Source organism: Corynebacterium sp. HMSC071B10 (genome assembly GCF_001814825.1).
GTDB lineage: Bacteria > Actinomycetota > Actinomycetes > Mycobacteriales > Mycobacteriaceae > Corynebacterium.
This window is the reverse complement of record NZ_KV818007.1, coordinates 224,106-237,983: the sequence shown is the minus strand read 5'-3', so window position 1 is coordinate 237,983 and position 13,878 is coordinate 224,106. Positions and strand designations below refer to the sequence as shown.

12 protein-coding genes are annotated in these 13,878 nt (G+C 64.1%); 7 read left to right on the top strand and 5 right to left on the bottom strand.

The window, feature by feature from the left end; all coding sequences use genetic code 11:
• Positions 1–21 precede the first annotated feature (21 nt).
• From HMPREF2990_RS07770 to HMPREF2990_RS07760, 3 genes are all read right to left on the bottom strand, one after another.
• Positions 22–1,050, bottom strand: a complete 1,029-nt coding sequence (locus HMPREF2990_RS07770; protein WP_070763792.1) for an HNH endonuclease signature motif containing protein — start codon at positions 1,048–1,050, stop codon at positions 22–24.
• 170 nt (positions 1,051–1,220) lie between these two features.
• Positions 1,221–1,745, bottom strand: coding sequence for an alkylhydroperoxidase, AhpD family (locus tag HMPREF2990_RS07765; RefSeq protein ID WP_070763790.1), 525 nt, complete (start codon positions 1,743–1,745; stop codon positions 1,221–1,223).
• Between the two features lie 86 nt (positions 1,746–1,831).
• A complete protein-coding gene (locus HMPREF2990_RS07760) occupies positions 1,832–2,428 on the bottom strand; it encodes a peroxiredoxin (protein ID WP_070763788.1) in 597 nt (198 codons plus the stop codon).
• A gap of 135 nt (positions 2,429–2,563) precedes the next feature.
• On the opposite strand from HMPREF2990_RS07760, the gene HMPREF2990_RS07755 reads away from it, so the two are divergent.
• Together HMPREF2990_RS07755 and hrpA are read left to right on the top strand one after the other, a co-directional pair.
• Entirely contained in the window at positions 2,564–3,523 is a 960-nt protein-coding gene (locus HMPREF2990_RS07755) for a hydrogen peroxide-inducible genes activator (protein ID WP_070763786.1), read from the top strand.
• A gap of 36 nt (positions 3,524–3,559) precedes the next feature.
• Entirely contained in the window at positions 3,560–7,486 is a 3,927-nt protein-coding gene (gene hrpA / locus HMPREF2990_RS07750; protein WP_070763784.1) for an ATP-dependent RNA helicase HrpA, read from the top strand.
• Positions 7,487–7,490: 4 nt separating this feature from the next.
• Here the strand turns inward: hrpA and nrdR are convergent, their stop codons facing one another.
• Both nrdR and HMPREF2990_RS12725 read right to left on the bottom strand, forming a co-directional pair.
• Positions 7,491–7,949 (bottom strand): transcriptional regulator NrdR, encoded by a 459-nt coding sequence (gene nrdR, locus HMPREF2990_RS07745; RefSeq protein ID WP_038591013.1) that lies wholly within the window; start codon positions 7,947–7,949, stop codon positions 7,491–7,493.
• 81 nt (positions 7,950–8,030) lie between these two features.
• Positions 8,031–8,399 carry a hypothetical protein gene (locus HMPREF2990_RS12725; protein ID WP_141757844.1) on the bottom strand — a complete coding sequence of 123 codons (369 nt, stop codon included), beginning with the start codon at positions 8,397–8,399 and terminating at the stop codon, positions 8,031–8,033.
• Positions 8,400–8,619: 220 nt separating this feature from the next.
• Here HMPREF2990_RS12725 and lexA point away from each other — a divergent pair, with 220 nt between their 5' ends.
• The 5 genes from lexA to HMPREF2990_RS07720 all read left to right on the top strand — a co-directional run bounded on the left by lexA (position 8,620) and on the right by HMPREF2990_RS07720 (position 13,838).
• Positions 8,620–9,300: a transcriptional repressor LexA gene (gene lexA / locus HMPREF2990_RS07740; RefSeq protein ID WP_070763782.1), complete on the top strand. Its 681-nt coding sequence runs from the start codon at positions 8,620–8,622 to the stop codon at positions 9,298–9,300.
• Positions 9,301–9,463: 163 nt separating this feature from the next.
• Positions 9,464–10,255: a DeoR/GlpR family DNA-binding transcription regulator gene (locus tag HMPREF2990_RS07735; protein ID WP_070763779.1), complete on the top strand. Its 792-nt coding sequence runs from the start codon at positions 9,464–9,466 to the stop codon at positions 10,253–10,255.
• Between the two features lie 189 nt (positions 10,256–10,444).
• The gene (locus HMPREF2990_RS07730; protein WP_070763777.1) at positions 10,445–11,425 is read left to right on the top strand and encodes a 1-phosphofructokinase family hexose kinase; all 981 of its coding nucleotides are present in this window, start codon (positions 10,445–10,447) and stop codon (positions 11,423–11,425) included.
• 15 nt (positions 11,426–11,440) lie between these two features.
• A complete protein-coding gene (locus HMPREF2990_RS07725) occupies positions 11,441–13,516 on the top strand; it encodes a PTS fructose transporter subunit IIABC (RefSeq protein ID WP_070763775.1) in 2,076 nt (691 codons plus the stop codon).
• Between the two features lie 52 nt (positions 13,517–13,568).
• A complete protein-coding gene (locus HMPREF2990_RS07720; protein ID WP_038591031.1) occupies positions 13,569–13,838 on the top strand; it encodes an HPr family phosphocarrier protein in 270 nt (89 codons plus the stop codon).
• The last annotated feature ends 40 nt before the right edge of the window (positions 13,839–13,878 follow it).

Sequence of the window (13,878 nt, the reverse complement as noted above, 5' to 3'; positions counted from 1 at the left end):
GCGGGCTTTTTGCGTGGGGGTTTAGTCGGGCGGTTTGCGGTTGTCGGCCCGGGCCTTGTGGTCGGTGCCGGTGGGGGTCACATTCCCATAGGGTGAGACGTAGGTGATCTGCCCGTCGCGCCGTTCGGTATGTCCCCGGGTACCGCGGGCGGCTTGCGAGTTGTGGTACTTGCATAACCACCCGAGGTTTGCCGGTGTGGTTTCGCCTCCGTGTTGGTGTTCGACCATGTGGTGGGCATCGCACTCCGAAGCTGGTGCCTTGCAGCCTTTCCAGGTGCATGTGGTGGAGTCGGCAAGCATGACTTCTCGGTGTTTCGGGGTGGCGAAGCGTGCGTGGTAGGCGTTGACCGGTCCGTCCATGACGCCGATGAGGATGATCGCGCCGATGTCTTCGAGCTGCATGCGCACAAACTCTTCACCGGACACGATTACCCCGTTGTCGAAGTGGACCTGGACGTCGTTGCCTTCGCCTGCGATAATGCGCAGGTAATCACCCAGGTCCAGGTTGGCGGTCACGCGCACCAGGTACTCCGCTTTCGGGCAGCCGCCATTCAGCCAGCCGGTCACGTCGTTCTTCGCAGCATCAAAGACGCCCTGGACGTCTGCGGCGGGCCCGGTAAGTCTCAGGGTGGCGTACCCGTCGCCGTGGTGGGTGACCCGTGCTTTCGGGGTGCGCGGCTCAGGCGCCTGCAACTCGGCTTTGAGTTCTGCGGCAACCCGTCGGATGCGCGCCAGGTCCCCGGATGTGTTGCACAGCGTGTCGATGTAGTGCCAGCGCTTGGTTACGTCTTTGAGTGAGCGGGCGGAGCGGGTGATGTAGGCAAGTGTGTCCAACCTATGCCCGTTGACACGGGCGCCTTCTTGGGCGCGGGCCTGGTACTTGGTGTGCGAGGTCGGCCCGCACAACACCGCGGCGGTCGCACGCAACTGTTTGGCGCGATCTGGTTGGATGCCGTGCGCCTGCAATTGGGCAAGCTCGAGTCCGGCCGCTGCGGCAACGAAGTCGTATCCGCAGCGGTCAACCAAAGCAAGTGCATCCAAATCTGTCATGCCACCGACGATAAACCACGCTCACCTGCCAAAACAAGCAAATGTGAGAATACACCCATTATTGGCCCGAAACGGAACCAACGACCCAAAACGAACGTCTAATAATGGTTTGAGGGAAGTAAAAAAAGACGCCCTGCTCGGGGGTGAGCGGGGCGTCGATAAGCGGGCGACTAGCGCGCGTCCTCGATCTCAATGGTCTGAGCGATTGCCTGCACGACACCGGCGACCTTCACGGCCTCCCAGACCTGCTCCTTGGTCAGGCCCTCCTCGCGTACGGTGTTGGCGTGCGCGACAGCGCAGTGCTCGCAGCCGTTAATGGTGGACACGGCGAGCGACCACAGCTCGAAGTCGACCTTCTCCACGCCCGGCTTGGAGATGATGTTCATGCGCAGGCCGAACTTGACCTGTGCGTAGTCGTCGCCGAGCCAGCCCTTGGCGCGGTAGGCAACGTTGTTCATCGCCATGACGGTCGCGGCGCCGAAGGCGGCGTCGATGGCTTCCTCGGAGAGGTGCTCCTTGGCCTCGTCGGTGATCTCGGAGATCACGGTTGCGTTGCGGGTCGCGGCCGCGGAGGCAACGAGGGTGCCCCACAGCTGCTGCTCGGAAAGCTCGGTGGAGCGGGTCAGGGAGCCAAGGTTAAGCTTCTGGTCCTTGGCGTACTCGGGAAGTGCGCTGCGCAGGTTATCAATAGACATACGTTTATCCTCTCGGTTGGTATAGGTGCGCCCCGCCGCTCCAGCGGTGCGGAGCGCGGGGCGGCACGGGAACTAAAGGTGAAGTACTACTTCAGGGACTCCTGGACCACGGCCATCTTGTCGATGTTCTTGGTCGGGTCGTTCTTCTGCCAGTCGCAGGCGCAGACTTCCTCGGACTGCAGTGCGTCGAGCACGCGCAGGACCTCGTCGACGTTGCGGCCGACAGCGTCCGGGGTGACGGACACGAACTGGACGATGCCGTCCGGGTCGATAATGAAGGTTGCGCGGTCTGCAACACCGTCAGCGTTCTCGACGCCGAGTGCGCGGATCAGGTCGTGGCGGATGTCCGAGAACATCGGGAACGGGATGTCCAGCAGTTCCTCGTGGGTTGCGCGCCAGTTGAAGTGGGAGAACTCGTTGTCAACGGAGCCGCCGAGCACCTGGGTGTCGCGATCCTCGAACTCCTCGTTCAGCTTGCCGAACGCAGCGATCTCGGTCGGGCAGACGAAGGTGAAGTCCTTCGGGTAGAAGAAGACGACCTTCCACTTGCCCTCGTACTTATCCAGGGAAACCTGCTCGAAGTAGTCGTCCGGGGTGGAGGCGTTAGCTTCCTTGAGGTTGCCGCCCTTCAGTGCGGTGAGGTTGAACTCCGGGAAGCGCTCTCCAACGGTCATGATCGGCATAGTGATTCCTCCATTTAGAAATGTTGCCGGGTACGGATTTGCTGCGAGGCGGTTTTCGCCTTCGATCCCAAGTATGCCACAGCCCACACGATTCTTCAACAGCAAAACTTATTAAGCTCCGGTACGCTGATAGGCATGAGCAATAAGGAATATAAACCCACGCTCGCACAGCTGCGCACCTTCGTCACCATCGCGGAGCACAAGCACTTCGGCACTGCGGCGAGCAAGCTGCACATCTCACAACCCTCACTCTCGCAAGCGCTCGTGGCGCTGGAAAGCGGCCTGAACATCCAGCTCATCGAGCGCTCGACCCGCAAGGTCATCGTCACACCGGCGGGCAAGGAGCTCCTCCCCTTCGCCAAGGCGACCCTGGAAGCCGCAGACGCCTTTGTCTCCCACGCCAAGGGCACGCACGGGGTATTGCACGGCCCGCTGACCATCGGGGTGATCCCCACCGTTGCCCCCTATCTGTTGCCGGGACTGCTTCCGCTCCTCAATCAGGAGTTTGCCGAGCTGCGCCCGCGCATCGTGGAGGAGCAGACCGAGCACCTGCTCGCCCAGCTTCGCGACGGCCGCATGGATCTGGCCATCCTCGCGCTTCCCACCGACGCCACGGGGCTGACCGAAGTACCGCTCTACGACGAGGAGTTCGTCGTGGTCACCGGCACCGACAGCGCACACGCTGGCAGCCGCAAGCTCTCGCTCGATGCGCTGAGCAACCTCGAGCTGCTTTTGCTTGACGACGGCCACTGCCTCCGCGATCAAGTCATCGACCTGTGCAAGCGCGCCGACGCTCGCAACGCCTCGGCGGCGCATTCGGATACGCGCGCCGCGTCGCTGACCACGATCATCCAGCTGGTCATGGCCGGTTTCGGTGCCACGCTCGTGCCCCTTTCCGCGGTGGCTACTGAATGCGACCGCCCTGACCTGGGGCTCGCCACATTCGCCAAAGGCGTGGAGGCGCACCGGACGATCGGGCTGGCCTACCGCGCGTCGTCGACACGCGGCGAGGAGTTCGCCGCGCTCGGCAGGTTGATTGTTCAGGCCTACGGTGCCGCAGCCGAGCGCAGCACCACCGTCCTAGCAAAGTCCTAGCAAAGTAGCGCGGGCGACTACACTGTTGCTTCATCTATGAAGGAATCTGCTGCAGCACACGAGGCGCCTGAGACTGCGCCGACGAAAGACGAGCTCTACAAGCGCCTCGAGAAGGTCCCGCTGAATGAGGAGCGCCACTTCCGCCGCCGGCTCGCCAAGGCCAAGGCACCGCGGGCGCTGGCGGCGATTGGTGAGGATATTGGGAGGGCGCAGCGGGTCGTCGAGAAGCGAGATGCGCTTGTGCCCGCGATCGAATACCCCGAGCAGCTGCCGGTTTCCGCGCGCCGCGAGGACATCATGGAGCTGATCCGCGACAACCAGGTCGTGATCATCGCGGGCGAGACCGGCTCGGGCAAGACGACGCAGATCCCGAAGATGCTGCTCGAGCTCGGCCGCGGCCGTAGGGGCTTGATCGGGCACACGCAGCCGCGCCGAATTGCGGCGCGCAGTGTTGCCGAGCGCATTGCCGACGAGCTTGGGCAGAAGATTGGCGAATCCGTCGGCTACGCCATCCGCTTCGACGACAAGGTTTCGGCGCACACGGCGGTCAAGCTCATGACCGACGGCATTCTGCTCGCCGAGATGCAGCGCGACCGCTTCCTCAACGCCTACGACACGATCATTATCGACGAGGCGCACGAACGCTCACTGAACATCGACTTTCTGCTCGGTTACCTCAAGCGGCTGCTGCCGAAGCGCCCGGATCTGAAGGTCATCATCACCTCGGCGACGATTGACCCGGAGCGCTTCGCCGAGCACTTCAGCGATGCGCAAGGTGAGCCGGCCCCGATCATCGAGGTCTCCGGGCGCACCTACCCGGTGGAGATCCGCTACCGCCCGCTTGTCGAGCAGGTCGGCGGCAAGGAAGTGGACATCGACATGATCGACGGTGTCGTCGATGCTTGCGCTGAGCTGATGCGCGAGGGCAACGGCGACATCCTGTGTTTCTTCGCCTCGGAGCGCGACATCCGCGACTGCATGGAGGCCATTGAGAAGAAGCACTGGCGCGGTGTGGAGGTCACTCCCCTGTTCGGCAGGCTGTCCAACGCGGAGCAGCACCGCGTGTTCTCGCCGCACTCGGGCCGCCGCATCGTGCTGGCCACGAATATCGCGGAGACCTCGCTGACCGTGCCAGGTATCCACTACGTGGTGGACACAGGGCTTGCGCGCATCTCGCGCTACTCCACCCGCACCAAGGTGCAGCGCCTGCCCATCGAAGAGGTCTCGCAGGCGAGCGCGAACCAGCGCTCGGGCCGCTCGGGGCGCGTTGCCGACGGTATCGCGATCCGCCTGTACTCGGAGGAGAACTTCGAGGCGCGGCCGGAGTTCACAGACCCGGAGATTCTGCGCACGAACCTCGCCAGCGTGATTCTGCAGATGATTTCGCTGCGCCTGGGCGACATCGCCGAGTTTCCCTTCATCCAGCCGCCGGACCACAAGGCGGTGCGCGACGGGCTGCTGCTGCTCCACGAGCTCGGCGCGATCACGGACAAGGAGCGCGGCGGCGCGCCAGTGCTCACCGACATCGGGCGCGACCTCGCCCGCATCCCCGTCGACCCGCGCATGGCACGCATGCTCGTCGAGGCCAATACGCTGGGCGTGCTTGACGATGTCTCCGTGATCGTCGCAAGCATGACCATCCAAGACGTGCGCGAGCGACCCCTGGAGTACCAGGCCCAGGCCGACCAGGCGCACGCCCGCTTCAAGGATAAGACCTCGGACTTCCTGTCCGCGCTCAAGCTGTGGGACTACATCCACGACTCGCGCGACGAGCTTTCCGGCAACGCGTTCCGCAAGCGCATGAAGCGCGAATTCCTGCACTACATGCGTATCCGCGAGTGGTACGACCTGGTGCGCCAGCTGCGCGAGGTCTCCAAACAGCTCGGTTGGTCGATGCCCGCGCAGGTCGCCGGCGAGCGGGACGCGGACGCCATCCACAAGTCTCTCCTGACCGGCCTTTTGTCGAACATCGGCGCACGCGACGGCAACTCGAAGGAGTTCCAGGGCACCCGCGGCACCCGCTTCATGATCTTCCCCGGCTCCAGCCTGAGCAAGAAGCCACCAGAGTTCCTCATGGCCGCCGAGCTCGTTGAAACCTCACGGCTCTGGGCGCGCGATGTGGCCAAGATCGAGCCCGAGTGGGTCGAACGCGCCGCGAAAGAACTGCTCAAGCACAGTTATTCGGAGCCGGTGTGGTCGCGGAAGCGCTCGTCGGCAATGGTGCACCAAAAGTCCATGCTCTACGGCGTGGCCATCGTGCGCGACCGGCTCGTGCCCTACCACCGCGTCGATCCGGAGGCGGCACGCGCGATGTTTATCCGCCACGCCCTGCTCGCCGGCGAGTGGAACCGCCACCACCGTTTCATCGAGCACAACGACGCGCTGCTTGACGAGGCCGCGCACGTCGAGGACAAGGTGCGCCGCCGCGGACTCGTGGTGGACGAGGACACACTCTTCGACTTTTACGACGCGAAGTTGCCCGAGAGCGTGACCACCGCCCGCCACTTCGATTCCTGGTGGAAAAAGCAGCGGCGCAAAGATGCACACTTTTTGGACTTCGACCCGGACGCGCTGCTTGACGACGCCGGTACCGACACCTCCGAGGCCGCCTTCCCCGAAACGCTGCGCAGCGGCTCCATCGACTATGCCCTGCGCTACAAGTTCGAGCCTGGCGACCCCTTCGACGGCGTCACCGTCGAGGTCCCCGTCCCACTGCTCGCCGGCTTTGACCCGGCCGGCTTCGACTGGCTCGTGCCGGGCCTGCGCGAGGAGCTGCTCACCGAGCTCATCCGCACGCTACCGAAGGGCATCCGCACCACGGTGGTGCCCGCCCCCGACTTCGCCCAGCGCGCGCTGCCGCTTTTGGATACGCAGGAGCCCTCGCTTGTCGACGCCTTCGCCACCGCCCTGCAACGCCTCGGCGCAAGCGGGGTCAACGGCTCTGACTTCAACCCGAGCCGGCTGCCGGCGCACCTGCGGGTCACCTTCGCCGCGATCGATCGCCGTGGCGACATCGTCGACCACGACAAAGATGTCGATGCCCTCAAGCGCAGGCAGGCGGGCAAAATCTCGTCGTCGGTGTCCAAGGCGGGCCGCGCCTCCGAGTCGAAGGCAGTACAAGCTTGGACCGCCGACTCGCTCGGCGAGGTGCCTGAGACGGTGCCGACCACCATCGACGGCAACGAGGTCGACGCCTACCCCGCCCTCGAGGTGACACGCGATGGCGTGCGCGTGAAGGTCTTCCCCACCAAGGCCGCGGCGGATGCCTCAATGATGACGGCGACGCTGACCATGCTGTTGCGCAAGATCTCGGTCTCCCCGCAGCAGATGACGAAGGGCTTGCCGCTGCGCCAGAAGGTCGCAGTCGACCAGTACCCACACGGCGGTGCCGCGGGCTTGGTCGAGGATGCCCGCGTCGCCTCTATCCGCGATCTTCTGATCAAGCACGGCGGGCCGGTGCGTACGCCGGAAGACTTCGACGCACTCGTCGCGCGTATCAAGCCGGAGGTGCCGGGCGCAGTGCGCCGCATGGTGGTAGGAGTCACACCGGGCTTGGTGGCGTACGCCAACATGGCCAGCGAGCTTTCCCAGTGGGAGGGCCCAGCCATCGACGACATGAAGTCGCAGCTGGCGTTTTTCCTCCCGAAGAACGCGCTGACGATCCACGGGCTAGTCAACCTCCAGCACTTGCCGCGCTACATCGAGGCCATGCGCCTGCGGCTGGAGGACATGCGGATGGACCCGGACCGCGATGCGGACCGCCAGGAGGTCATCGACACTGCAAAGGCCTACCTGGAAGCGAAGCGCAAGACGCTACCAGCGGGGCGGGAAAAAACACGCGCGTACAAGGACGTACTGTGGCGCATCGAGGAACTGCGCGTGAGTATTTTTGCGCAGCGGCTCGGCACGCCGAAGCCAGTCAGCGCCCGCCGGATCGAAAAGATGGTGGACAAGCTGCGCTAGGTGCCTAGAAGTCGTCCTTGTCGCGGCGGCGCATCAGCCGGATTTCGGATTCGAAGTCGTCAGCGCTCTCGAAGGACTTGTACACCGACGCGAAACGCAGGTACGCCACCTCATCGAGCGCGCGCAGCGGCTCGAGGACGGCCAGCCCAATCTCGTTGGCGGGCACCTGGGAGCTGCCGTGCGAACGGACGGTTTCTTCGACTTGCTGCGCGAGCCGTTTGAGCGCGTCATCAGACACGTCGCGGCCCTGGCACGCCCTGCGCACACCCACGATGAGCTTGTCGCGGTCGAAGGGCTCGCTCACGCCGTTTCTCTTCACCACTGTCAGGACCGCCTTCTCCACCGTGGTGAAGCGGCCGCCGCACTCGGTGCACTCGCGGCGGCGCCGAATTGCGGCACCAGCGTCTATCATGCGCGAGTCGGTCACCCGCGAGTGTTCGTGGTGGCAGAACGGGCAGTACATCGCGGTCTCCTCCGGCAGCTAGGCATCTATCCTCTTGCTTGCCTACGCTACCCGGTGCCGCAGCCAGAGAGACAGTGCAACCTAATGCTGTGCGTAAAAGGCGAACTCTGCCTCGGTGGGCAAGGTGTGACCTGACTGTTCCGGCGAGAACACGCCGCCAATTGCAGATCCCAGGATAAGCGCGATTCCAAGTCCGATTCCCACCAGTACGCTTTCGCGCTTTTCGCGGCGGGATTCGAACTGTAATTTTTCGCTATCCCCAATATATCGCGCTTGCGGCCTCGTCTCGGTTCGCTGCGGAGTCGAAACATTGAGCGTTCGAACAGGGCGTACCTCTCGTGCAGAAAGTTCTCGTTCCATGAGGTCCCATTCTGCAACAGGGTATCCGCGATACCCACGTGACTTCGCGCTCGTAGCGACCGAATACGGGTGGTTGTGCATGATGGTCATTGTTGTGCTCCTTTGTGCGTTTTCTTCATTCTAAAAACCGGACGAACATTACCGAACGGTCTCGCGCCCATATGTTCGACATTAGGTTACGTGTTCGATTTATAGCACCCCAAACACAACGCTGTCTACCCCACAAAGAAGAAGTCGAACACCCTTGCCCTGTCTGGTAGGTTAGAGAGTGCGCGATACGCGCCACCAATTTCACAATTAAGGAGCACCCATGGCACGCAAGAAACCCGAAAACAAGAACTTAGACATGAGCGTTTTGTCTGATCGCCAGCGCAGGATCCTGGAGGTTATCCAGGACGCGGTGGTGCTGCGCGGATATCCGCCGAGCATTCGCGAGATCGGAGATGCGGCGGGGCTACAATCCACGTCTTCTGTCGCATACCAACTCAAAGAGCTGGAGAAGAAGGGCTTCCTGCGCCGGGACCCGAACAAACCGCGTGCGGTTGATCTCCGCCACCTGCCCAACACAAAGCAGCGCCAGAAGGCTCCGGCGGCGGAGGCCCCGGAAGATGCTTCGAATGCGCGTTACGTTCCTGTTGTCGGCCAGATTGCCGCCGGCTCCCCGATCCTCGCCGAGGAGAATGTGACGAGCTACTACCCGCTGCCCGAGGAGCTTTTGGGAGACGGCGACCTGTTCATGCTGCAGGTTGTTGGCGAGTCAATGCGGGATGCAGGCATCCTGCCCGGCGACTGGGTCGTGGTGCGCTCCCAGCCGGTAGCAGAGGAGGGCGAATTCGTTGCCGCACTGCTTGACGGCGAGGCAACGGTAAAGGAGTTTCACAAGGACTCCACCGGCGTGTGGCTTTTGCCACACAATGACGCCTACTCGCCTATCGACGGTACGCATGCCGAGATCATGGGCCGCGTCGTCTCCGTCTTCCGCACCCTGTAAATCACCCCTGATGCGGGTCGGCATGCCGCACAAAGTGTGGCTTTCGCCGCCCCCAAAGCGGGGGAAACGGAAGTAAAAGGGTGTAACCGGGCACCGATTTTTGCAACAATACGGTCAACGTGTTGGTTTTTGCTTAGTGTGCCAAAGGAGCCGAAGGAGCGCCGTGTACGCAGAAGAACGTCGGCGGCAGATCGCCTCGCTGACTGCAGTTGAGGGACGGGTCAACGTCACAGAACTTGCTGGGAAGTTCGGGGTAACCGCGGAAACAATCCGCCGCGACCTGGCTGTGCTGGACACCGAGGGGCTGGTCCACCGCGTGCACGGCGGTGCCGTGGCCAGCCAATCGTTCCTCACCACAGAGTTCCCGCTCGACGCTCGCTACCGAACCGCTTCTGCTGCGAAGCTCGCGATCGCACGCGCCGCGCTGAATTTTGTGCCAGACAAGCCTGGCGGCTCGATCTTTTTAGATTCCGGCACCACGATCAACGGGCTCGCCTCGCTCATGGCAAAACACCCGCCAGCACGCGAGTGCCACATCGTAACAAACTCGCTGCCCACCGCGCTTGACCTCTCGAGCGCCGACGTGCAGGACGTGCAGCTGCTCGGAGGCAACGTTCGCGCGATCACCCAGGCTGTCGTCGGCGATATCGCGCTGCGATCGCTCGCCATCCTGCGGGCCGACGTGGCTTTCATCGGCACGAACGCACTCACCATCGACCACGGGCTTTCCACCGCAGACGCGCAGGAGGCAGCGGTGAAGCAGGCCATGGTAACCAACGCTCGCAAGGTTGTGGTGATGTGTGATTCCTCCAAGCTGGGCAACGACTACCTGGTCAGCTTCGGCTCGATCGACGATATCGACGTGCTCATCACGGATGCCGACGCGCCAGCCTCCTTCGTCGAGGAGATTGAGCGCAACGGGGTGCAGGTCATCCTCACCGAGGAGGAGGGGTAAGCCCCCCCACGTATGTGGGTTTATGCCCGTTTCCTTGAGTATTCCCACACGATCGGGCATAATTGGGCGTAGCACGTGGTGCTCACACGACCGCTTTGTCGCTGTTCAAGGGCACTTGAAGTGCACTGCCCGCGGGGTATGACACACCGGGGGTAGAAAACACCGGACATCGACAGTACGGAGTACCCCGTGATCATCACGTTGACACCAAACCCCAGTATTGACGCCACCCTGTCCGTCGACCAGGTCGTCCGCGGCGAAGTCGTCCGCGCACACGCCGCCAGCCGCGAAGCCGGTGGCAAAGGCATCAACGTCTCCCACGCCATCGCCAAGGCAGGCGGGGAAACGCTGGCGCTCGCGCCATGCGGTGAGAATGATCCGTTTCTGCAGGCAGTAGGCCGGATCAATGTGCCGTTTGTGCCGATCGCGGTCGACGGTTTCGTGCGCACGAACACCGCGCTGACGGAAGCCGACGGCACGACCACCAAGATCAACGAGCTTGGCCCGGAGTTGTCCGGGGAGCAACGGGTGGACGTCGAGAAGCAATTGGCTGAGCACGCGCACAAGGCCGACGCCGCGGTGCTCGCCGGATCCCTGCCGCCAGGCGCACCGCTCGATTGGTACGCCGATCTCACTGCTCAGCTGCGCGACACTGTGCCGCTGATCGCGGTGGACACCTCCGACGCGCCGTTGCGCGCGCTCGGTGAGCGCCTCGAGCAGGCCGCGCCGACCATCATGAAGCCGAATGCCTTCGAACTCGCGCAGCTTACCGACGGCGACGGGCGCGCTCTCGAAGCCGACGCCGCCCGCGGCGACTACGACTCGATTCTGCGCGCCGCTCGCGAACTCGTCGACCGCGGTGTGGCCGAAGTGCTGGTCACCCTCGGCGGCGCGGGCGCGTGCCTCGTCACAGCAGACGGGGCCTGGGCCGCAGCAGCGCCGAAGGTGACTGTGCGCTCGACGGTCGGCGCGGGCGACAGCTCGCTGGCCGGCTACGTCATGGCGCGCGTGGCAGACAAGTCTTTCGCCGAGTGCCTGCAGCAAGCCGTCGCCTACGGGTCCGCGGCCGCTTCCCTGCCCGGCACCGGTATCCCCTCCCCGGCGGATGTTGATTGTGCGCGCGTTGAAGTCGTCGCGCTCGATGCCCCCGCCCCATTCCCTCGCGTGTAAGTGGAAGGACACACTATGAACGCACCACTGATTACGCCTGACCTGGTCAGGCTTGATGTTGATTTCGGTGGCCAGCCGAGTGAGGTCATTGGACACCTCGCCGAGCTGATGGCCGCCGCCGGTCGCGCAACTGACGCCGCGGAAGTCGCGGCTGCGGCGACCGCTCGTGAAGAGAAGGCCGGCACCGGCGTCAACGGCCGGGTCGCCATCCCGCACTGCCGCGTCGCTGCGGTCAACGAACCGACGCTCGCGTTTGCCCGCCTGTCCGCGCCCGTGGACTTCTCCGGCCCCGACGGCGACGCCGAGCTGGTCTTCATCATCGGCGCGCCGGAGTCCGGCGGCAAGGCGCACCTGAAGATTCTGTCGAAGCTCGCCCGCGCGCTCGTTCGCGGTGACTTCGTGGAGACCCTGCGCGCCGCCACGACGGAGCAGGAGATCGTCGACGCCGTGCTTGCAGTCGTCAACGCCGAGCCGAAGAAAAAGAAGGCGGCCCCGGCTGCGCCAGCGGCAAGAGCTGAGAAGAAGCCCGAGGTCATCCGCATCGCTGCGGTGACCTCGTGTGCCACCGGTATCGCGCACACCTACATGGCCGCCGACGCGCTCACCCAGGCCGCGCAGAAGCGCGACAACGTCGAGCTCATCGTCGAGCCCCAGGGCTCCTCGGGCGGCGACCCGCTCGAGCAGTCCTTCATCGACAGCGCCGACGCGGTCATCTTCGCCCACGACGTCGCTGTCCGCGACAAGGGTCGTTTCGCGGGCAAGCCGGTCGTCGACACCCCCGTCAAGCGCGGGGTGAACAGCCCGGACGCGCTCATCGACGAGGCCATCGCCGCCGCGAAGGACCCCAACGCCAAGCGCGTCGAGGCGGCCTCCGAGTCGGCGGGCGAGGACTCCGCCGCCTCCAGCGACGGTCAGCCCTGGCCGAAGCGCCTGCAGCAGGCGATCATGACCGGCGTGTCCTACATGGTGCCCTTCGTGGCTGCAGGCGGCCTCCTGCTCGCGCTCGGCTTCCTCGTCGGCGGCTACGACATGGCCAACGCCTGGGAGGCGCTCGTGCTCCAGCACTCGCCCACCAACCTGCCGGGCCATGAAGTGCTTGTCGACGGCACCGCCATGACCTTCGAACGCTCCGGCTGGGCCCTCTACCTCGGTGCCGTGCTCTTCGCCACCGGGCAGATGGGCATGAACTTCGTCGTTGCCGCGCTCTCCGGCTACATCGGCTATGGCCTGGCGGGCCGCCCCGGTATCGCCCCGGGCTTCATTGGCGGCGCAATCTCTGTCATGGTCGGCGCGGGCTTCATCGGTGGCTTGGTCACCGGTCTGCTCGCCGGTGTAATTGCCTACTGGATTCAGACCTGGCGCGTACCGCGTTGGCTCGGCTCGCTGATGCCGGTCGTGATCATCCCGCTGTTGACCTCGCTGGTCGTGGGCTTGATCATGTTCCTTCTGCTCGGTCGCCCGCTCGAATCACTCATGCTGGGCTTGACCGATTGGCTGGAGTCCATGAGTGGCTCCTCCGCGATCCTGCTGGGCATCATCATCGGCCTGATGATGTGCTTCGACCTGGGCGGCCCGGTCAACAAGGCCGCCTACCTCTTCGGTACTGCCGGTCTGTCGGCAGGCACGGACGCAAGCTTCGAGATCATGGCCGCCGTCATGATCGCCGGCATGGTTCCGCCGATCGCGCTGTCCATCGCTACTTTCCTGCGCAAGCAGCTGTTCACCCCGGCTGAGCAGGAGAACGGTAAGTCGGCCTGGCTTCTCGGCCTGTCGTTTGTCTCCGAAGGCGCGATCCCCTTTGCCGCGGCTGACCCCTTCCGCGTCATCCCGGCGATGATGCTCGGCGGCGCGACTGCGGGCGCGGTTTCCATGGGCCTGGGCGTGGGGTGCCAGGCACCGCACGGCGGTATCTTCGTCATCTTCGCCTACGAGCCGTGGTGGGGCATGTTCATCGCCCTGGCTGCGGGCGTAGCGGTAGCTACCGTGGCCGTAATTGCCATCAAGCAGTTCTGGCCGAACGAAGAGATTCAGAAAGCCGCCGCTGCCAAGGAGCAATCGGAAAATCAGGCCCCGGAAACGGTGGCGGCCTAAGCACACGCGCGCCTAGACTAGCACGTAAACACCAAAAGAAAGGATTCTCACTATGGCTTCCAAGACTGTCAAGGTCGGTTCCACGGTTGGGCTGCACGCCCGCCCCGCAACCATCATCGCCGATGCAGCCGGCGAGTTCGATGACGAGATCATCCTCACCCTCGTCGGTGGCGACGAGGACGATGAGACGGATGCCGCGTCCTCGCTGATGATTATGGCGATGGGCGCCGAGTTCGGCGACGAGGTCACCGTCGAGTCCGAGAACGCAGCCGCGGTGGACAAGATCGCCGCGCTGATCGAGCAGAACCTCGACGAGGAGTAAGCCTTCGCTTAAAGCACGCTTCAAGCCCCCGGCACCGTGA

Excerpts from the sequence above, each read along its gene's own strand:
- HMPREF2990_RS07770 (WP_070763792.1), bottom strand. The coding sequence starts at position 1,050 with ATGACAGATTTGGATGCACTTGCTTTGGTTGACCGCTGCGGATACGAC.
- HMPREF2990_RS07765 (WP_070763790.1), bottom strand. The coding sequence starts at position 1,745 with ATGTCTATTGATAACCTGCGCAGCGCACTTCCCGAGTACGCCAAGGAC.
- HMPREF2990_RS07760 (WP_070763788.1), bottom strand. The coding sequence starts at position 2,428 with ATGCCGATCATGACCGTTGGAGAGCGCTTCCCGGAGTTCAACCTCACC.
- HMPREF2990_RS07755 (WP_070763786.1), top strand. The coding sequence starts at position 2,564 with ATGAGCAATAAGGAATATAAACCCACGCTCGCACAGCTGCGCACCTTC.
- hrpA (WP_070763784.1), top strand. The coding sequence starts at position 3,560 with ATGAAGGAATCTGCTGCAGCACACGAGGCGCCTGAGACTGCGCCGACG.
- nrdR (WP_038591013.1), bottom strand. The coding sequence starts at position 7,949 with ATGTACTGCCCGTTCTGCCACCACGAACACTCGCGGGTGACCGACTCG.
- HMPREF2990_RS12725 (WP_141757844.1), bottom strand. The coding sequence starts at position 8,399 with ATGACCATCATGCACAACCACCCGTATTCGGTCGCTACGAGCGCGAAG.
- lexA (WP_070763782.1), top strand. The coding sequence starts at position 8,620 with ATGGCACGCAAGAAACCCGAAAACAAGAACTTAGACATGAGCGTTTTG.
- HMPREF2990_RS07725 (WP_070763775.1), top strand. The coding sequence starts at position 11,441 with ATGAACGCACCACTGATTACGCCTGACCTGGTCAGGCTTGATGTTGAT.
- HMPREF2990_RS07720 (WP_038591031.1), top strand. The coding sequence starts at position 13,569 with ATGGCTTCCAAGACTGTCAAGGTCGGTTCCACGGTTGGGCTGCACGCC.